Source organism: Sedimentibacter sp. MB31-C6 (assembly GCF_035934735.1).
Lineage (GTDB): Bacteria > Bacillota > Clostridia > Tissierellales > Sedimentibacteraceae > Sedimentibacter.
The window spans coordinates 1,107,497-1,128,962 of the sequence record NZ_CP142396.1 but is presented as its reverse complement, the minus strand read 5'-3'; the positions used below and the strand labels follow the sequence as shown (position 1 = coordinate 1,128,962).

Below are 21,466 nucleotides of genomic sequence, written 5' to 3'. Positions count from 1 at the left end.
TTCTCTTTATTATATTATCTTTGATTTAGCATAATTATTTTTTCATTGTGCAGCATTTGTACCTGCAATACGTCCGAAAGTAAATATGTCGGTTATTGCATTACCGCCAAGTCTGTTACCGGCATGAATTCCGCCTGTAACTTCTCCGGCAGCCCATAAACCCGGTATAGTATTTCCATTTGTATCGATAACTTGAGTTTCAGTATTTATAACAACTCCGCCCATTGTATGATGAAGTGAAGATTTTCTTGGGCTTATGCATATTCCAACACCTTCAGTAGCATCAATATAATCAAGGTCTATAGCACCAGCCAATACTTCTTTTCCAAATTCATCATCTTTTTGGTTAGCTACATAACTATTGTATTTTTCAATAGTTGCACGTAATTGTTCTTCGGTAAATCCTGGTGCAACACCTGCAGCTTTTGTTTTGGAAGCTTCAGCTAATTCTGCAAGAGTTTCGCCGTACCATATGTGTCCACCTTCAACCATAGGAGCAATTCTTTCACTATAATCGGTACCCTTTATTAGTTGTTCAGGATTACCAACATCTCCTCTACCTGCATAGATTATGTAGAAAATACCATCTTCAAGTGCTAATGAAGATTTTGCAAGTACGTCACGCTCTGCATATTCATTAACGAAACGGTTACCGTTTCCGTCTATCCATATTTGTTCTGCAGCATCTGCCCAAATACCATCAGTCATAGTTCCTTTAACTGGAGATGATGAAGGCATCATTTGAGCTACTTCCATACCTGTTACATCAGCACCGATTTCTTGTGCCATTACAATACCATCACCTTCATTGGTTCCCATGTTAGTTGATAATGTTCTGTCTGATAAGTCATCACCCCAGTATTGGTCATGTTGTTTAACCATTGCAGGATTTGCACAATATCCTCCTGTAGCTAAAACAACTCCTTTTGTTGTATTTATAGTAATTTGTGTTCCATCAATTTGCTCAGCTTTCGCGCCTACAACCTTTCCGGAATCATCTACTATTATTTCTGTACCTGTTGTTTCTGTATAAATAGTTACACCTTTATCTTGTGCAACTTTTGCCAAATGAGGTATACGTTCAGCTCCCGACATAAAGCTGTGTGTTCTTGGCCACATAGCGCCTAAAACTGTTCCTATTCCTGGATATCCGCCATATTCGGCTTCAGCGCCATATGAAGCTTTAAGTCCAATTTCACCCATCCATTTAAATGAATCAAGTGAACTTGATGCAAGTGTTCTTGCTAACTCAATATTTGGAGCAAGCCATGAACCGTTAGCTAATTGACGTAATCCTCCGGTATATATGTTCCACATATGTAATGCAACAGAGTCAAATCCAGGCATATCAACTCCTGCTTCGGTTCCTTCGTTTGCAGTATAGAAAGCATTAATATCAGCTTTTAATTCTGTTAATACTTCTTCCCATTCAGGATAAACATCGAATTTTAAACTATCATCAGTTGGATCCAAAGCTAAATATGAATCCATTGTTGCCTTTTGAGATTTTGTCAAAATCATGACGCTTTGCGCTTCTGTATCAACTGCATTGTAAGCTGCTCCAGCCATCATTGTATTGCCACCTAATACAGAGCCTTTTTCAATTAAGATAACCTTAGCTCCTTCTTCAGCTGCACTTATAGCTGCAGTAAGTCCGGCGCCTCCGCCTCCCATAATCAATACATCTGTATCCCATGTCTGAGGATCCTTTGGTGTAGCAGTAACTTCATTTGCTTTTAACAAGTCAACATCTAAACCAGCAGATTTTGCTGCATCTGTAACTGCACCTATAATTCCAAAGCTTGATAATGTAGCTCCTGTTACAGCATCTACAGATAAGCTTTGGTTTTCTATTATTTGATTAGGGATTCGTTCAAATGCTACTGCCGTAACATTTTGAGTTTCATTGTTTTCTGTAAATTCTATAGCAGTTATTTTACTGTCTTTTACAGTAATTTTAGCAGTTATGGGACCTTGCATACCATTAGAAGTACCTTCAAAACTGCCGTTAATAAGTGTGTCTTCTTCTACTGGTTCTGGTTTATCTTCAATTACAGGTGTTTCAGCTTGCTGAGCACATCCAACAATTGAAATAATCATACAACAGCATAAAAATAATGAAATAATTCTTTTCTTTTTCATAAGTCTACATCCTTTCTTAATTTTTAAGAGTGCCTAAATTATAACATACTTTTTCGGACAAGACGGTTAAATGAATATTAATATTTATTTGATTTTTTTACATTCACTTGCAGTTAACGACAAAAAAGTATAATTCATTTATATCAAAAAATGCATAAATCCCTCGAAATTCGTTAAATAAGTATCAAGGGATTAAGGAATCTTAATCGTATTTATAAAAAAATTAATAGTAGTTTAATTTATCTAGCTTTTCATTTCTATTTTGCCTGATGAATCAAAATAATATCCCTTGCCCCATTCCATCTTCAAAAAAACAGGGTTTTCAGAGTCTGGTTCAATTTTGTTGCGTATATTGTGTATATGGACTATTACAGTTCGGGTATCTCCATAACTTTTTTCACCCCAAATTTTTAAATATAGTTCTTTTGGTGTAAAATACTTGCCATGATTTTGCATTAAAAATGAAAGGATTCTGAATTCTGTATTGGATAGTTTAATCTCTTCATCTTTTTTTATTATAATATGTCTGTCTACATCTAAGACAAAACCTTCACATTTCAGCTCGTTTTGTGTTGGTGGGATTTTATTGTGGTAACGCCTTAAATTAGCTTGTATTCGGGCTTCAAGAACTTTATTATCAAAGGGTTTAACGAGAAAATCATCTCCGCCTAAATCTAAAGCACGAACTATAGTATCGCTGCTGTCAAGACAGGACATAAATATTATGGGACAATCATGCCATTTTCTAAGTCGTGCACAAAGCTCAATTCCATCTACATCCGGTAAGAGTACATCAAGTAATATAACATCGTAATTATCTCTTGCATTAGCAAAAGCTTCTCCGCCTGTTTTTGCCCAAACGACTTCATATGTTTCAGATTGGTCTAAATAATACAAAATTACTTTTGCCACTAATGGGTCATCTTCAATTAATAATACTCGTGTCATAAATTCACCCCTTTTTTAGCTAACGATAATTTTTATGATAAATTAATAATATATTAAAAAGCTTATATTTGCAACATTCATTTTACATATTGCTTGATATGGGTTATAATCATATTATAATATTTCATAAAAAATGGTGAAAAAATGATAAAAGAATATGGGAAACCACTATTAGTTTTTATAATAGTTTTAGCAATTACCTTTTTAGCATTTATTACAGTTAATAATAGTCTTAGTGTTTATGAAAGCGGACAAGTTTTAAATATAACTGATGAAGATCAAATTTATTCTTTAGTGGGATACAGTAAAGATACAAATACTGGAAAATATTATTTTGATATTGTTGTAGAAGATACAAATATACAATTATCATTAATTTATGGATTTATCCCAGAGGATATAAAAATTAATGGAAGTATACTTATTCATTCCGCAAATTATAATTCGTCAAAATTTCATAGCGTAACCATTGATTCAGGATTGTTTGATATGCAAACAAATTCTGTAACATTAGAATTTAACAGCAAAGATAATCCCTATAATCAACCTGTTTATTTAACAACTGTAACTGGAGCTAAAAATGGTATTTCTGCCTATGATACAATATTTGCATTTAATATTGGTATGACCTTCTTAATATCACTATATGGGGCATCCCTTTATTTTCATAAACCAAGCGAAAAATATTTAGTATGGTTTTCATTATATACAGGAGCAATTACTTTATGGAGTGTTGGCTCAATTCTTTTGGATACAAATTCAATCCTTATTAAACATTTGGTATCACATGCATACGGCTGGAGTGCATTGCTTGATATTATTATTTGTATTAAAATATTTAAAACTAAACTTCCGGGACGTTTAGATAAGTTGTTAAGCAGTCGTGGAGTGTTGGGAATTCTATTTATTTGGGCATTATTTGAAACTTTTACGCCAAATACCTTCAGAGATTATTCATATTTATTCTTTTTTTCTATTGGGGCTCTTATATATGCATGTGCAAAACACCGTAAAGGCGCATGGATGCTTCTTTTAGGACAAACTATCAGTCTTGGAATGAGGTTAGTCGTGACTTTTTCTCCTATTAATACCATGCAAGTCGGTTATTGGATGAGAGTTATGAGGTATTCAAAATCATTTAACATTCCCTTTGTAATATGTTGTTTATTATTAATTAATCGTCTTTTTGCAGAAAAGTTTTCGGAATCAGAGGATTTAGCTGCAGAATTGGAGCAATCAAACCAAATGCTGGAAGTTAAGGTGGCAGAAAGAACAAAAGAATTAAAAAATCAGCAGAGACAAAGGAGCACTTTTATGATGAATATATTTCATGATTTACGAACTCCACTTTTTGTTTTAAACGGATGTGTTGAGAGAATAAACTCAGATCCTGAAAAAATCAATCAGGAGCTACCTGTAATAATGGAAAGGTTGGATTTTACGCAACATTTAGTGGAAGATTTATTCTTAATGGCTAAATTGGAAGATAATAAGTTAATTCTTGAAACTGAACGCGTTCCGTTAGGGGAGCTTTTAGATAAAGTAATAAAGTCTTGTTTATTGGTAAGTGAAAAAAAGGAAGTTTTGTTGGAATATAAAAAGTATAATGACTGTGTAACTTGGGGTGATGAATATCGCTTAGAGCAGGCATTTCAAAATATTATTGTTAATGCTATTTATTATACAAAACCTAAGGGTAATGTCTATATAGATTTAAAGTCTATTGAAAATATGGCTTATGTAACAATAACTGATACAGGTGTTGGTATATCTGAAGAAGATTTAGATAAAATATTTGACCGTTATTATCGAGTAAGTGGAACTGAAAAACATCAGTCAACAGGATTGGGGTTATCAATAGCACAAGAAATTTTAAAGCAACATCAAGGAAGTATTGCTGTGAAAAGCGAACTAGGGAAGGGTACAGTATTTACGGTACAGCTTCCTGTAATATCATAAAATATAAATTATGGAGGCACGAACGCGAAATTTGATTAGATATCAATCAAAAAGAACCGTCCCGTAAATTGACGTCGATATCAATCAAAAAGAACCGTCCCGTAAATTGACGTCCCGTAAATTGAGTCCCCTAAATTGATGATAAAAAAATTATAGTTACAACTGCTCCATTTTTCTAAGATTAAAAATAATAAGGATATTATTGATTTGTTTAATAAAAAATTTATTGAGTTAGAAAATGGTGGAATTACTAAAAAATAACCAAAAAATATTTAATTTAAATTTTTAGTTTATACGAAATACGAATAAACAATAGACAAAAATATTAAAGTTTATTATAATGATTATAAGATGATAAGTTACTGATATAATTAAATCATTATGACTCAATAATAATATATTTTAGGAGGGTTTTATTAATGAATAAACCAATATTGTCAGAACGTTTTAAATCAAGGACACCATCAGATGTTAGATTAGCACAAATGAAATATGATGAACGTAAAGTAAAACCAGAGGCGGTAATCAATGTAGGTATAGGTAATGTTTCACTTCCAACAAATCCTGCAATGCAAAAAAGGATGTTTTCACTTAATGCACCTGAAAGTCCATTTGCTAAAGGTGTTGTAAGATATACTGGGACTGCTGGTTTTAGTGAAACTCAAGATGCATTTTTAAATATTTTGAATTGTGAAGGCTTTGACACTAGTAAATTGAAAGTACAGATAACTGACGGTGGCTCTAGTGCTATGGAATTGCTAATACTTGGAGTTTGCGGTGGTCCAGGTACTAATGATAAACCTCTTATGATGATTGATCCGGCATACACTAATTATATTTCTTTTGCAGAAAGAATAGGACGTAAAACTGTTACAGTAAAACGTAAATTAGGTGTTGATGGCAAGTTTAGTCTTCCAGAATTGGATAAAATTGAAGAAGTTATAAAAGAACATAATCCTGGTGCGCTTCTAGTTATACCTTATGACAATCCAACGGGACAGCTTTATGACTATGAAACATTAAAGGGCCTTGCAAAACTTTGTGTAAAATACAACATGTGGATAGTCAGTGATGAAGCTTATCGTGAATTATATTATGTAGAAGATAGCGAGCTAGTAAGTATTTGGGGAGTTACTGATAAAGATGTACCTGGGATAGAAGGAAGAAGAATAAGTATAGAGACTACATCTAAGGTTTGGAATGCTTGTGGTTTAAGAATAGGTGCTTTGATTACTGATAACCCAGAGTTTAATAATCGTTCAGTAGCTGAATATACTGCTAACCTTTGTGCTAATGCAATAGGACAGTATATATTTGGAGCACTTGCTCATGAAAGTAAAGAACAAATTGCTTCATGGTGTAAGAGTATTCGTGAATATTATAAGAAAATGATATTTAAAGTATATAATGGTTTGAAAGAACAGGAGCCTGGTTTGATTGTTTCTAGTCCCGATGCATCTATATATACAGTTGTTGATGTTCGAGATGTTGTAAAACCTGGATTTGATGCAATTGATTTTGTTTTGTACTGTGCACAAGAAGGATCTGTGAACTATAATGGAGTTGAAACAACCTTATTAGTAGCACCATTAAAAGGATTCTATGATATACCAGCTGGTGAGAATAATCCTGGAAGTACTCAGTTCCGTATCGCATTTGTTGAAACTCCTGAAAACATGGAAAAAGTACCAGAGTTATTTGTTAAGCTGTTAAGACAGTATGAAGCAAGTCGTTAAATTAATATACAATTAAAATAAAAATAGATGGTGTGATTTTACCGTATTTCTCGGTAATCTCAACCATCTTTTTTTTATAATTATTTATCTTATAAATGAAGTTTTATATGGATTGTTAACAGCACGTATTGCTGACTTTTTTGCTAAATAAGCTAAATAGATTGAATTTGACTTAACGTCAGACATCTCTGGATAAAATGTAACATCTTTATACAAATCTTTTTCTAAGTTTTCATGGTTAATAATTAATGATTGAAAAAAAGTGAGTCCAGCAATATAACTTCCCATTTTTTCATTTAAGTGGTAACCATCACGAGTTAATTCGTTATCTATTTTTTTAAGTATTTGATTAGTTCTTGCATTTTGTATAGCAGTTCCACATGGTATTATTATATCAATGTCAGTTTCTGCTATGGCACTTTGGTAAGCATTTGTTATAGCATTATACATGGTTTTTTGCTTATTGTTATATTTATTAAAGTTTTCATTAGCACAGTCTTCTGCATATGCCCATGTCATATTAAGAGCTAATTTTGCATTAGGTGCTATATCCTTAACATAGGATATTAAATTATCTAGATATGGCTGAAATGTTATATAGTAGCCAGAATCACCTGAAACCTGTTGGAATGTTATATAATCCCAATCTTCATCTAATATAGCTGTTTTTATTGATAAATATGTTTTTGTAGTTACATTAGAAGATATCCATTTATGATATGTATAAACATTATTATTATTACTGGCATTTTCCCAATGTTTTTCTAATGAACATCCATCAATATATAAATTACCAATAGTAACATTTACACCTGCAGATTTAGCTATGTCATATATCCATCGAGATGCGTTCTCGGAAAAAGAATTCCCTATTGTAAGAATTTTAATTTCCTTTGTTGTATCTATTGGTTCGGGAGTATGCTCATTTGCAGAATCTATTACTGTAATTTCGCAAATTATAGTTTCATTACCATCTATTGCATTTACTGAAATAACAGATGAGCCTATATTTTTTGCAGTTACTATGCCATCTGTATTTACATCAGCAACATCTGTATTGCTTGATGTTAATATATCATTATCAGTGACGATAAAAACGGATGAACCTTTTTCTACTGTTATTTTTTTCAACCTTATTTCAGTTAAATCTTGTTGTTCAATGATAGTACCTGTATCAGATTCTACAGAAGTTAAATCTATTATTGTATTACCTTTAATTAATATTCTAACTTTTCCATTGGCTTTTTTTGCTATTAGATGTTCAACTATGGAATTCTCAATAACAATAGAATTCTCTCCACCACCTTCAACTAGCAATTCACCTGTTATAGTAACATTTTTTAAATAAACTTCTCCATTACCAACATTTTTCGTAATATGTAAGTTTTTTACAGTTTTATTTTCGATAACAGTATTGGCTTTATCGACTAATAAACTAGATGGTTCTAAATTACTTAATAGATGATTTTCAACTATTTTCATAATGCTTGTATTCAATGTAGCACCAAATGGATTTACATAGCCGTTTTCAATCCACGGTTTAATTACTTCTCCTAAATATTCGTTATATTCCATACTGAATCCAATAGCTTCATTTGGAATAACAATTGTGAATACCATCATAATTACAATTATTAGTGATATAGTTTTCTTAAACATAATGTACCCCCCAAGTTGTATTATATCACTTAAATAAACCCTTTTTCAACAAAAATCGTCATAATGTGATTTAAATATATTTTTGTTAAATTGATTAAATAATATTTTGTGGAGTTCCATCTAAAAATGCTTTTATATTATCAAAAACTATGACAGCTCTTTTTATTAGAGCTTCTTTAGTTGCAAATGCAACATGAGGTGTTGCTATTAAATTTTTTGCATTTAAAAGAGGGTGATCTTTAGCAATAGGCGGTTCAATTTCAAATACATCTACTCCGGCACCAGCAATTTTATCATTGTTTAATGATTCTGCTAAAGCATTACTATCTACAACTGGCCCTCTAGATGTATTGATTAAAATTGCATTAGGTTTCATCATTGATAATCGTTCTGAGTTAATTAAACCTTTTGTTTCATTGGTTAATGGAACATGAAGTGACACTATATCACAGGTAGACAGTAAGGTATCTAAATCAACAAATTTCACACCTTCAATTTCTTTTATTGTTCTAGAATAAGCATACACGTCACAACCAAATGCTTTAGCTATCGTAGCAACTCTAGTTCCTATTGCTCCAGTACCTATAACGCCAAAATTTTTCCCTTCTAATTCAAATCCAACTAATCCATCTTTCGTTCCAGATTCTCTAACAACTTTATTACAATCAATTATATTTCTATATATAGAAATCAACAATCCGAATACTAAATCACTAACTGCTGCATTAGAATATCCTGCACAATTACATACAGTAATTTTTCTTTCTTTACAAACATTCATAGCAATATGGTCAACCCCTGTAAATGCAACTGCTAGCATCTTAAGGTTTTTACATCCATTGATAACATCACCATTTAGAGGAAGGTTGGAAACAGCAATAATATCAGCATCCTTTCCTCTTTCAATTAACGTTTCTGTATCTGTTACCTTAGTATCGTAGTATACAACTTCTACAGAATTTCCTAAAGTATCTTTCGCCATATTAAGTAATTTTTCTTTTTCTACTCCTAGTGGTTCAATTATAACTAATTTCATATATTTCATTTCTCCTTTTTATATTTTCAAAATCCAAAACTGATTTTTACTAACTTTTCAAACTTTCAGTTGATAAGTCTTTCTATATAATATATTATAAAACTATATTTTTAAAAAGCAAGACGAGATTTATAAAAGGCAAAAACAGCTTATTTTATCAATAAAGATAAACAATAAGCTGTAATTTATATCTATTTAATTTTAAAATTAGTCATTAACAACTAATACTGGACAAGAAGCTTCAGATAAAACTCTTTGAGTTACAGAACCGACAAAGAATCTTTCTATATTAGAAAAACCACGTCTTCCCATTATAATCAAATCAAATTTCTCATTATTTGATAGTTTTAATATCTCTTTATATGCAATGCCAACAATAACTTTTTTTTCTATATTTAGATTGGAAACATCAAGATCATTTACTATAATATTCAGCATTTTAGTTTCTTCATTTATTAATTCTTTTAACATTACTTTTCGATTTGATTCAAAAGCAGTTTGAACATTTAAACCAAAATAAGAATACTTATCTTCTGATGGTAAATTTACTACTGTAACAAATGTAACATAACTATTAAAAAGTTTTGCTAATTCTATAGCCTTTTCTGCCGCTTTAATAGAAGCAGTTGACCCATCAATTGGAACTAGTATTTTCTTCATAACTTCCTCCTTTGTATCCACTATATGGAATTTATTGTATTTTATCAGATAATTGAATAACAGTCAATATAACTTCATTTGTTACAAATATTTGAATACAAAAAAAATTTGCTAATACTAGCAATTACTAACGTATAATAAGGTATCAAGATTTTAAATTAATACAAATATCATCATTTTATTGCATTTTTAATGTTATTAAGGTAATATAGTATAATACTTTAATAAAAAAAAGAATATTTAAAAAATATACAAAAATTAACAAAGAAAAATCTAATTGTAGTTAATGAAAACCCATATCCAATGTTGATTAATTATATATTACCTAAACAAGAAAAACCTAAAAGAAAAAGAGTAGAAAAGTATACTTGCAATACTAAAAAAAATGATATATACTAACTTTTAATTAAAGTAGGTTGGTGTTAATAATATAGATGACTTACTGAAGGCATTTCAAATTTTTAGAAAATTAAAAGGGTGATAGTATGCGTATAGCTGTAATAGACGGTAAAGGCGGAGGCATAGGATGTCAAGTAGTAGAGAGGTTGAAATCTTTGAAAAACAGTGATATTGAAGTGATTGCACTGGGGACGAACTCTCAAGCAACTTCTAATATGTTGAAGGCTGGAGCTGATGATGGATCAACTGGAGAAAATGCAATTGCATGGATGAGTAGTAAAGTTGATATAATAATTGGACCTTTGGCAATTATTTCTGCAAATTCTATGATGGGTGAAATTAGTCCTAAAATGTCAGAAGCTGTTGCTAGTAGCAGTGCTAGAAAACTTCTTTTGCCAGTCAGTAAATGTAATATAGATGTTATTGGACTTGATAACTTGCAGTTTAAAACAATATTTATTGAATTAACAGAAACAATAAAAAAAATATTAAAAGAGCAAAACCATGGATTTTCTAATTAAGAACTTTCATGGTTTTTATTAACATAAGAATTTGAAAGAATCTGTTAAAATATGATAAATTCAAAATTTTCCTGACGAGAAAATCATTGAGACTACTATAGCCATGTGATATAATTTAGTAATATGTTCAGTAAAAAAAGTTTAATATAGATACGGAGGAAAAATGAGTTTATTAAGTGGATTAAACGAAAAACAAAGAGAAGCTGCAGCTCATGATAAAGGTCCTATACTTGTTATAGCAGGGGCAGGCACTGGGAAGACAAGAGTTTTAACTCATCGCATTGCAAACTTAATTGAAACAGGAAAAGCAAAGCCATGGGAGATTTTAGCCATTACATTTACAAATAAAGCAGCTAATGAAATGAAAGAAAGAATTGGACAACTTATAGACTACTCAATTGATAAAATGTGGATAGGAACATTTCACTCCATATGTGTGCGAATATTGAGAAGAGATATAGATAGATTAGGATATGATAAAAATTTCGTTATTTATGACTCTGATGACCAAAAAACTTTATTGAGAGATTGCATAAAGGAAGTAAATTTAGATAAAAAAAAGTATAATGTAAATGTTATAAAAAGCATTATAAGTAATGAAAAAAACAAAAGAAATACTCCTGACAAATTTATTTCAGAGAATTATGGTAACTTTCAGTTACGAAATACTGGAGAGGTGTTTTCTCTTTATGAAAAAAAATTAAAATCAGCTAATGCACTTGATTTTGATGATTTAATTATTAAAACACTTAAGCTTTTAGAAGTTGATGAGGAAATATTGCATTTATATCAAGAACGTTTCAAATACATACTTGTAGATGAGTATCAAGATACTAATAATGTTCAATATAATTTAGTAAAAATACTAGGGATTAAAAAAACAGGTGAAAGTAATGTATTTGTAGTAGGAGATGAAGATCAATCCATATATGGTTGGAGAGGGGCAGATATAAATAACATCCTTGATTTTGAAAAAGATTTCAAAAAAGCAAAAACGATTAAGTTAGAAAAAAACTATCGTTCTACAAATGTTATTTTAAATGCTGCTAACGGTGTTATTAAAAATAATTGCCAAAGAAAAGGAAAAAATCTTTATACTGATTTCGAAGGGGGAAATTTAATTAGACTCTTTGAAACTGATAATGAAAAAGCTGAAGCTTTTACAGTTGCAGCATTAATGAGAAAAGAAGGAAGAGAAAATAATATTTCTTATTCTGATATGGCAATTCTTTATAGGACAAATGCTCAATCAAGAGCATTAGAAGAAGGTTTAATTAGAGAAGGAATACCATATAAAATCGTTGGTGGTCTGAAGTTCTATGGAAGAAGAGAAATTAAGGATATAATGGCATATTTGATGCTAGTATTTAATCAAAAAGATGATATTAGTTTTAAAAGAATAATAAATGTGCCAAAAAGGAAAATAGGTCAAAAAACAATTGATACTATCTATGAATATGCAATATCAAATAACATATCAATGTTTGATGCTTGTTATGATGTAAAAGAACTTGGCATTACTCCTTCTGCTACAAGAAGTGTTCAAAACTTCATATCTATAATGGAAATGTTAATGATAAAAAAGGATGTAATGTCTCTTAGTGAATTTATTCAAGAAGTATATGAAGATACTGGATATAAATCAATGTTATCTGAAGATGTTACAATAGAGGGTAGAAGTCGTGTAGAAAATATAGATGAATTTTTATCAGCAGCAATGGACTTTGAAGAAAGATATGAAGAAAATAGTATAGAAGACTTTTTATCACATACATCTTTGCTGGCTGATGTTGATAAAACAGATGAATCACAACAGGATAGCGTAACATTAATGACAGTGCATAGTGCTAAGGGACTGGAATATGATACTGTATTTTTGACAGGATTGGAAGAAGGAATATTTCCGATAATTCATCAAGATGAAGAAGACGATATAGAAGAAGAAAGAAGACTTTTCTATGTTGCTGTTACTAGAGCAAAAAGAATGTTATATATAACTTATGCTAATGAAAGAATGCGTTTTGGAAATCATGAAGTTAAAAGCAGGTCGAGATTTTTGAGGGAGGTTCCAGAGGAATGTTTTGAATCTTCAGATTCTGAGACATTTGCAAATAAAAAGCTGGAAACCATAGAAAAGAATAATTCTACTAATAGAAGGAAATCTTATAAAAATAATAATTTATTTAAAGGCGTAATGAACTACGAAGAAAAACAAGAACCTAAACCAAAGCTTAAATCAGACAAATTAAATACTGGAGATAAAATAATGCATAAGGCTTGGGGAATAGGAACTATAGTACAGATGACAGGAGAAGGAGATGACAGAATGGCTGTCATTGCTTTTGATAATAAAGGAATAAAAAATGTTCTAATTAGCTACGCTCCAATTGAAAAGATATAAAGAGGATAAAACTATGGAAAATAAAATTCAATTAATGAAGCAAAAGATTGAATCATTAAATAAAGCTAATAAAGCTTACTATCAAGAAAATAGAGAAATAATGACTAATTTAGAATATGATGCCTTATACGATGAATTGGTACAATTGGAAAAGGAAACGGGCATAACATTATCTAATAGTCCAACAATTCATGTAGGTTATGAATTACTTTCTAATTTACCTAAAGAGCGCCATGATAGGGTGATGTTATCCTTGGATAAAACAAAAGATATATTTGCCTTGAGAAATTGGTTAGGAAACAAAGAAGGTGTACTTTCATGGAAATTAGACGGTTTGACTATTGTACTGACATACAATGGAGGAAAACTTGTTAAAGCTGTTACAAGAGGAAATGGTGAAATAGGAGAGGTAGTAACAAATAATGCTAAAGTGTTTTCGAATATACCAATAAATATTTCATATGATGATTTATTGGTATTACGGGGGGAAGCTGTTATAAGTTACTCAGATTTTCATAAAATTAATAATGAAATAGAAGATATAAATGCAAAATATAAAAATCCTAGGAATTTATGTAGCGGTTCAGTAAGGCAATTGAACAATAAGATAACAGCTGAAAGAAGCGTTAAGTTTTTTGCTTTTTCAGTGGTGAAGGCAGATAAAGTAGATTTTAAAAATTCAAGGTCATCGCAACTGAATTGGTTAAATGAGCAAGGATTTAGTACTGTTGAATATAAAAAAGTGAATTCTTCAAATGTTGAAGAAACAGTTAAATGGTTTGCTGAACATATAACAAAAAACGATATGCCATCTGATGGTTTAGTTTTAACTTATGATGATATCGAATTTGGTCAATCTTTGGGGGCTACAGCTAAATTTCCAAGAGATTCAATTGCTTTTAAGTGGAAAGATGAAATTAAAGAAACAAAATTATTAGAAATAGAATGGAGTGCATCACGAACAGGTTTAATAAATCCTATAGCAATTTTTGAACCGGTTGAGTTGGAGGGAACAACTGTAAGTCGTGCAAGTGTTCATAATTTGAGTATATTAGAAAACTTGGAGCTAGGAATTGGTGATACTATAAATGTATATAAAGCTAATATGATAATTCCTCAAATTTCTGACAATTTAACAAGAAGTGGGAAAGTTAATATTCCTAATCATTGTCCAGTATGTAATGGTGCAACTGCAATAAAAAATGACAAGGACATAAAAACACTTTATTGTATTAACGATGAATGCTTAGCTAAGCAAATTAAGTGGTTTACTCATTTTGTTAGCAGGGATGCAATGAATATTGAAGGATTATCAGAAGCTACAATAGAAAAGTTAATAGCAAAGGGTTTAATTAAGGAACTTGCAGATATTTTTCACGTAGAAAAATTCAAAGATGAAATTATTGTCATGGAAGGATTCGGAGAGAAATCATTTAATAATTTAGTGTCTTCTGTTAATAAAGCAAAGAAAACGACACCTGCAAGGCTTCTTTATAGTCTCGGAATACCTAATGTTGGTTTATCTAATGCAAAGTTAATATGCAAAAAATTCAATTATAAGTGGGAATTAATTCAAAATGCAAACTTTGACGAATTAATAGAAATTAATGGCATTGGTGAGGTTATGGCTAATGCATATATTAAGTTTTTTAGGGATGATAAGAAAATAAGTATTATTGAAGATATTCTTAAAGAAATAGAATTTGAGGAATTTGAAGAAACTATAGTTAAGCAAATATTTGAAAATATTAATTTTGTTATAACAGGATCAGTAACACATTTCAAGAACCGAGATGAACTAAAAGAAACTATAGAGAAAATGGGGGGAAAAGTAACAGGCTCTGTTACATCTAAAACTAATTTTTTAATTAACAATGATAATTTGTCTAATTCATCAAAAAATAAAAAGGCGAAGGAATTAAATATTCCAATTATTACAGAAAACCAATTTGTTGAATGGCTTGATAATGGAGAAACACCACGGGACGCATAAAATGCGTTCCCTACATTTTGTAATGTATGTATTGACGCATATCGCAATAACGTTGTGCCCCGATATTTTGTATGTATGCATTGCATGCATACCGCGAAACGATTGTGCCCCGATATTTTGTAGGGTATGCATTGCATGCATACCGCGAAACGATTGTGCCCCGATATTTTGTAGGGTATGCATTGCATGCATACCGTGATACGATTGTGACTTGATAATGTGTAGAGGTTTGCTTTAATAGCAGACCTTTTTTGTTTTAAATCACTCGATATTGGAACCTTGTTCAATAATAATTATAAATTTTAGTAATATTTATTAAAATTTTATAATTATTGACAATATTATTAAATTGTTGTAGAATAAATGAGAACTAAGTTCCAGAAAGTACGTACAAAAGTGGAAAAAATATTTTTGTAATAGCGTTTTATTTGAATTTTTGACAAAGGGGGATTTACATAGCTGTTTAAAAACTAATGTAGAAAAATTTTTAGGAAATTGATTTCAAAATATGTAAAAATAGAATAATAAATCAATAAATTATTATTTAGAACTAAAACTATGAAAACAAACGAGGAGAAAAATCTTATGAAAACATTCAATAAATATATTGCGTTTTTTCTAGTAATTACAATAGCTTTAACAACTATTACAGCATGCAGCTCAAGCACAAATCAAAATACTTCTAATGAAAATGGTGAAACAAGAACAGATTTTGTTTATGGTATAAGTTCAGAGCCATATTCGCTTGATCCTATGACATTTGCTATGATGAGTGCATTTACAGTAACATATGGATTATATGATAACTTAGTAGAAGTGGCAGATGATGGTACATATAAACCTAGCTTAGCTGAAGAAATAATAGTTTCTGAAGATGGTCTAGAATATACGATACCTATAAAACAGGATGTAAAATTCCATGATGGAAGCATTTTAACAGCAGAAGATGTAAAATTTTCAATAGATCGTACAATTGAAAAGGGCTGGGCAGCAGATATGACAGCTTTTATAGATAGTGTATCTCTTGTTGATGAAAATACAGTTAAAATTACATTAATTAAACCATTTGGTGGAATGATTGGTAGTTTAGCATCACCGTTTTTTGCGATTATGAGTAAAAATTACGTTGAGACAAAGGGAGATGATGCAATAAAACGTGAACCAATGGGAACAGGAGCATATATATTGAAGGAATGGATTATAGGAGATCATATTACATTAGAAGCTAATGAAGAATATTTCCAAGGTGCTCCTTCAATGAAGACTATAAATATAAGACCTATTACAGATAAAAACACAGGATTAATAGCACTTGAAAATAAAGAAATAGATGCATATTTAAATGTAAATACATCTGATATATCAATAGTAGAAGAAAATAAAGATTTAGCTTTTTATAGTACAGACCAGGCTTCAGTATTAACCCTCAATATGAATATAGAAGCAAAACCTTTAGATGATGTTAGATTGCGTAAAGCAATTAGTTATGCAATTAATAGAGAAGATATTATTGCAGGAGCATTAGAAGGTTTTGGGAAATCAGCAAATTCACCTATACCAACAGTTTGCGATGGATATTCTGCAGATGTAAAAGGGTACGAACATAATATAGAAAAAGCGAAAGAATTATTGAATGAAGCTGGATTAAATGATGTTACATTAGTATTAAAATTAAAAGAAGATGCTAAAAATCAAAAAGTTGCTCAAATTATTCAATCAAATTTGAAAGAAGCAGGAATTAATCTTGATATTGAAGTAATGGAAGCAGGCGCTTATTCAACAGATATTTATTCAAATGGAAATTATGAACTTACTTTAGGTTCATGGTCAGCTATGTTTTTAGATGCTTATTCAGTAGTTTATAGTCAGTTCCACAAGGATTGTTATGGTCCAACTGGTAATATAACTCATGTAGTAGCTGAAGATCTTTCTAATCTATTAGATGAAGCTGCTCAAGTAAGTGAAACAGAAAAAGTTAGTGCATATGAAGCAGTAGTAGAAAATATTTTTGAAAATGCATATAATATACCTTTGATATTTGAACAAACAACTATAACAACAAATGCAAATTTAAAAGGAGTTGCTCCAAGTCCTTTAGGAATATATATGTTTAAAGATTTTTCATGGTAATTTGAAATATATTATATAAGTGATTTTAAATATTTATTATTTGAAATCACTTATAATTTATTGATTAGAAGGAGAAGCAGATGTTAAAGTATATATTAAAAAGGTTATTTATGATGCTTTTTGTTGTGCTGGGTATTTCTTTTATTATATTTCTTATTATGAATTTAACACCAGGTAACCCTGCACAATTGATTTTAGGGCAAAGTGCTTCAGCAGAGAATGTAGCAAAATTAGAGGCGGAATTAGGACTTGATTCACCTTTTTTTGTTAGATACTTTAAATTTATTTTTGATGCTATGAAAGGTGACTTTGGGCTATCATATCAAACTCGCTTGCCAGTATTTGAAGAAATCATGGTTCGCTTTCCAATAACATTCAAACTTTCAAGTATTGCAATGCTCGTTGCAACTATAATAGGAATACCAGTTGGAGTAATTTCTGCAGTTAGACAATATTCTTTTACTGATGCTGTCAGTATGGTAACTGCAATGTTATTTGCTTCTATTCCATCATTCGTTATGGGATTAATTTTAATGTTGATATTTAGTCTTAATTTACATTGGTTTCCTGCTACAGGAGTTTATTCATGGGATAGTTATATTCTTCCTGCAATTACTTTGTCTACAGCTACTATGGCTACATTAGTTCGTATGACAAGATCTACAATGCTTGAAGTAATAAAACAAGATTATATAAGGACAAGTAGAGCTAAAGGAGTTCCAGAAAAGTCAGTTATACTTAGACATGCATTAAGAAATGCATTATTGCCTATTATAACTGTAATAGGTGTTGATTTTGGATACTTATTAGGTGGTACAGTAATAATAGAGTCGGTTTTTGCTATTCCAGGTTTAGGAACCTTACTGATTAATTCTATTCGTATGAAGGACACGCCTTCTGTTATGGCAACTGTAATGTTTGTTACATTAGCATATAGTTTTGTTAATTTAGTGGTTGATATTATTTATGCTTTTATAGATCCACGTATCAAATCACAATATGTAAGGAGTTAGTAACATGAAGAATAGTGATAAAAAAATATATAAAAACAGAAGTCAAATAGTATCAGTATTATATCGTTTAAGTAAAAATAAACTGGCGATGTTTGGTCTTTTATTGTTAATTTTTATGGTGATAATTGCTATATTCGCAGATATTATAGTTGATTACGATGAAATGGCTATTGGTCAAAATATAGAGTTGCGTCTTCAAACACCTTCCAAAGATCATTGGTTTGGAACTGATCATTTTGGTCGTGATATATTTGCTAGAATAATCCATGGATCTAGAATTTCACTATCTCTTGGAATTATAGCAATGTTTATTGCAGTAGCAACTGGGTCAATCATAGGAGCCGTTGCTGGTTATTATGGAGGTAGAATAGATAATATAATTATGCGATTTATGGATATTTTACTTGCTATACCGCCTATATTGATGTCAATATCTATTGTTGCAGCATTAGGACAAAGTATAATAAATTTGTTAATTGCATTATCAATTGCATATGTTCCTGTTTTTGCACGTGTTATCAGGTCTTCGATTTTATCAGTTAAAGGTGAGGAATTTATTGAGGCGGCTAAAGCTTGTGGTACTAGTGATAAAAGAATTATATTTAAACATATTATACCAAATGCAATTGGTCCAATAATAGTACAAGCAACTCTTGCAATGGGTGCTACTATATTGATTATTTCTTCATTAAGTTTTATGGGTTTAGGAATCAAACCTCCTGCACCAGAATGGGGAACTATGTTATTTGAAGGGCGTGACTTTATTCGTCAAGCTCCATATTTGATTTTGTTCCCAGGTGCGGCAATTACAATTTCAGTTATATCCCTTAATCTATTAGGCGATGGATTACGAGATGCCCTTGATCCTAGATTAAAGGATTAATTATACTATTGAAAGGAACGATATGTATGTCAAGTAACTTATTAAATATTAAAAATTTAAATGTAGAATATAAGACTGATGAAGGAATATCTCATGTATTAAATAATGTAACTCTTTCTATTAATAAAGGTGAGACATTAGGACTAGTAGGAGAAACAGGAGCTGGAAAGACAACAACTGCACTTTCTATAATGCGTCTTTTACCTAAAAAGACAGGTTATATAAAAAATGGTGAGATAATATTTGATGAAAATAAAAATCTTCTAAATCTAAAAGAAGCTGAAATGCGTTTGATTAGAGGAGAAAAGATTTCAATGATATTTCAGGATCCTATGACAAGTTTGAATCCTGTTATTAAGGTAGGAGATCAAATTCGCGAATCTCTTGAAATACATCGTCCTGATATGACAAATACTGAAATGGATAAAAGAGTTGATGAAATATTGGAAATGGTTGGGATTCCATCTTCAAGAAAAAATGAATATCCCCATCAGTTTTCAGGAGGAATGAAACAAAGAGTAGTAATTGCAATTGCCTTATCATGTGAACCTGAGTTGTTAATTGCAGATGAGCCAACAACAGCACTTGACGTTACGATACAAGCACAAGTATTACATATGATGGATAACCTAAAAACTAAATTAAATACATCAATGATATTAATTACTCATGACTTGGGAATAGTGTCTCAAACTTGCGAGAAAGTAGCTGTAATGTATGCTGGTTCTATTATTGAATATGGTACAGCAGAAGAAATTTTTTTAGGAAACAGCCATCATCCATATACAACAGGTTTGTTTGGTTCTATACCAGACATAAAAGTATCTACAAGTAGACTTTCGCCTATTGAAGGTTTGATGCCAGATCCTATGGATTTACCAAAAGGTTGTATCTTTCATCCTCGTTGTCCTAAATGTTTTGATAAATGTAGAACAATTGAACCAGATGTTATTGATATAAATGGTGAACATAAAATTAAATGTCATCTTTATAAGAAAGGAAAAGACCATGAATAAAACACCACTTTTAAAGATAAACAAATTAAAAAAATATTTTGATACACCTAAGGGAAAACTTCATGCAGTAGATGGAATTAATTTATCAATTAATAAAGGTGATACTCTTGGAATAGTTGGTGAATCTGGTTGTGGTAAAAGTACACTGGGAAGAACTGTATTAAGGCTAATAGAGCCAACTGAAGGTGAAATATATTATGATAATGAAAATATAGTATCATATAATAAAGAAAAAATGAAACTGCTAAGGTTAAAAATGCAGATAATTTTTCAAGATCCTTATTCTTCGTTAAATCCTCGTTTATCTGTTGCTGGAATTATTGCAGAACCTATGATTGTAAATAAAATGTATAGAAGTAAATCTGAATTAAATGAAAAGGTACGCGAGTTAATGGAAACAGTTGGATTAGCTCCTAGATTAATGAATTCATATCCTCATGAATTAGATGGTGGTCGTCGTCAACGTATAGGTGTAGCAAGGGCATTAGCAACTAACCCAAATTTTATTGTATGCGATGAGCCAGTATCTGCATTAGATGTTTCAATACAAGCTCAAATTTTAAATTTAATGATGGATTTACAAGAAAATAAGGAACTTTCATATATGTTTATAACTCATGATCTTAGTGTTGTAAAGCATATATCAGATAATATAGCTGTTATGTATTTAGGTCAATGTGTAGAATATGCTTCAACAGAAGAATTGTTTAAAAATCCTACTCATCCCTATACAAAAGCATTATTAGCTGCTATACCTGTTATAGACATAACAAAAAAAGGTAAAAAGCCAGATCTTTTGAAAGGTGAGGTTACATCACCAATTAATCCACCTGTAGGTTGTCGTTTTGCTTCTAGATGTAAATATGTAAGTCAGCGATGTAAAGAAGAAAATATTAGTTTAAAAAAAGTAGATGATAATCATTATGCAGCTTGCATTCTGATTTAGCGGTAAATTGTAGCTATATTAAAA

Annotated in this window: 15 protein-coding genes; 10 read left to right on the top strand and 5 right to left on the bottom strand. The window is 30.7% G+C overall.

Annotated features, from left to right (window positions below):
• Window positions 1-42: 42 nt before the first annotated feature.
• Entirely contained in the window at window positions 43-2,142 is a 2,100-nt protein-coding gene (locus U8307_RS05455) for an FAD-dependent oxidoreductase (protein ID WP_326910886.1), read from the bottom strand.
• A gap of 243 nt (window positions 2,143-2,385) precedes the next feature.
• Complete coding sequence (locus U8307_RS05450) at window positions 2,386-3,090, bottom strand: response regulator transcription factor (protein WP_326910885.1); 705 nt, start codon at window positions 3,088-3,090, stop codon at window positions 2,386-2,388.
• Window positions 3,091-3,234: 144 nt separating this feature from the next.
• Between U8307_RS05450 and U8307_RS05445 the strand changes: the two genes are divergently transcribed.
• A complete protein-coding gene (locus U8307_RS05445) occupies window positions 3,235-5,049 on the top strand; it encodes a sensor histidine kinase (RefSeq protein WP_326910884.1) in 1,815 nt (604 codons plus the stop codon).
• Between the two features lie 419 nt (window positions 5,050-5,468).
• Window positions 5,469-6,785: a pyridoxal phosphate-dependent aminotransferase gene (locus U8307_RS05440; protein WP_326910882.1), complete on the top strand. Its 1,317-nt coding sequence runs from the start codon at window positions 5,469-5,471 to the stop codon at window positions 6,783-6,785.
• A gap of 84 nt (window positions 6,786-6,869) precedes the next feature.
• Here U8307_RS05440 and U8307_RS05435 read toward each other — a convergent pair whose 3' ends face one another.
• The 3 genes from U8307_RS05435 to U8307_RS05425 form a co-directional block, all read right to left on the bottom strand.
• Window positions 6,870-8,444 carry a DUF4886 domain-containing protein gene (locus U8307_RS05435; RefSeq protein ID WP_326910881.1) on the bottom strand — a complete coding sequence of 525 codons (1,575 nt, stop codon included), beginning with the start codon at window positions 8,442-8,444 and terminating at the stop codon, window positions 6,870-6,872.
• 94 nt (window positions 8,445-8,538) lie between these two features.
• Window positions 8,539-9,480 (bottom strand): 2-hydroxyacid dehydrogenase, encoded by a 942-nt coding sequence (locus U8307_RS05430; RefSeq protein ID WP_326910879.1) that lies wholly within the window; start codon window positions 9,478-9,480, stop codon window positions 8,539-8,541.
• A 207-nt stretch (window positions 9,481-9,687) separates the two neighbouring features.
• The gene (locus tag U8307_RS05425; RefSeq protein WP_326910878.1) at window positions 9,688-10,140 is read right to left on the bottom strand and encodes a universal stress protein; all 453 of its coding nucleotides are present in this window, start codon (window positions 10,138-10,140) and stop codon (window positions 9,688-9,690) included.
• Between the two features lie 485 nt (window positions 10,141-10,625).
• Here U8307_RS05425 and U8307_RS05420 point away from each other — a divergent pair, with 485 nt between their 5' ends.
• The 8 genes from U8307_RS05420 to U8307_RS05385 all read left to right on the top strand — a co-directional run bounded on the left by U8307_RS05420 (window position 10,626) and on the right by U8307_RS05385 (window position 21,442).
• Window positions 10,626-11,060: a DUF3842 family protein gene (locus U8307_RS05420; protein WP_326910876.1), complete on the top strand. Its 435-nt coding sequence runs from the start codon at window positions 10,626-10,628 to the stop codon at window positions 11,058-11,060.
• A gap of 163 nt (window positions 11,061-11,223) precedes the next feature.
• Window positions 11,224-13,461: an ATP-dependent helicase gene (locus U8307_RS05415; RefSeq protein ID WP_326910874.1), complete on the top strand. Its 2,238-nt coding sequence runs from the start codon at window positions 11,224-11,226 to the stop codon at window positions 13,459-13,461.
• Between the two features lie 13 nt (window positions 13,462-13,474).
• The gene (gene ligA, locus U8307_RS05410) at window positions 13,475-15,454 is read left to right on the top strand and encodes an NAD-dependent DNA ligase LigA (protein ID WP_326910873.1); all 1,980 of its coding nucleotides are present in this window, start codon (window positions 13,475-13,477) and stop codon (window positions 15,452-15,454) included.
• A gap of 585 nt (window positions 15,455-16,039) precedes the next feature.
• Complete coding sequence (locus tag U8307_RS05405; protein ID WP_326910872.1) at window positions 16,040-17,584, top strand: ABC transporter substrate-binding protein; 1,545 nt, start codon at window positions 16,040-16,042, stop codon at window positions 17,582-17,584.
• 80 nt (window positions 17,585-17,664) lie between these two features.
• Window positions 17,665-18,597, top strand: a complete 933-nt coding sequence (locus tag U8307_RS05400) for an ABC transporter permease (protein WP_326910871.1) — start codon at window positions 17,665-17,667, stop codon at window positions 18,595-18,597.
• 4 nt (window positions 18,598-18,601) lie between these two features.
• The gene (locus tag U8307_RS05395) at window positions 18,602-19,480 is read left to right on the top strand and encodes an ABC transporter permease (RefSeq protein WP_326910870.1); all 879 of its coding nucleotides are present in this window, start codon (window positions 18,602-18,604) and stop codon (window positions 19,478-19,480) included.
• Between the two features lie 26 nt (window positions 19,481-19,506).
• Window positions 19,507-20,496 carry an ABC transporter ATP-binding protein gene (locus U8307_RS05390; protein ID WP_326910869.1) on the top strand — a complete coding sequence of 330 codons (990 nt, stop codon included), beginning with the start codon at window positions 19,507-19,509 and terminating at the stop codon, window positions 20,494-20,496.
• Entirely contained in the window at window positions 20,489-21,442 is a 954-nt protein-coding gene (locus U8307_RS05385; RefSeq protein WP_326910868.1) for an ABC transporter ATP-binding protein, read from the top strand. Before U8307_RS05390 ends, U8307_RS05385 begins: the two co-directional genes overlap by 8 nt.
• Window positions 21,443-21,466 lie beyond the last annotated feature (24 nt).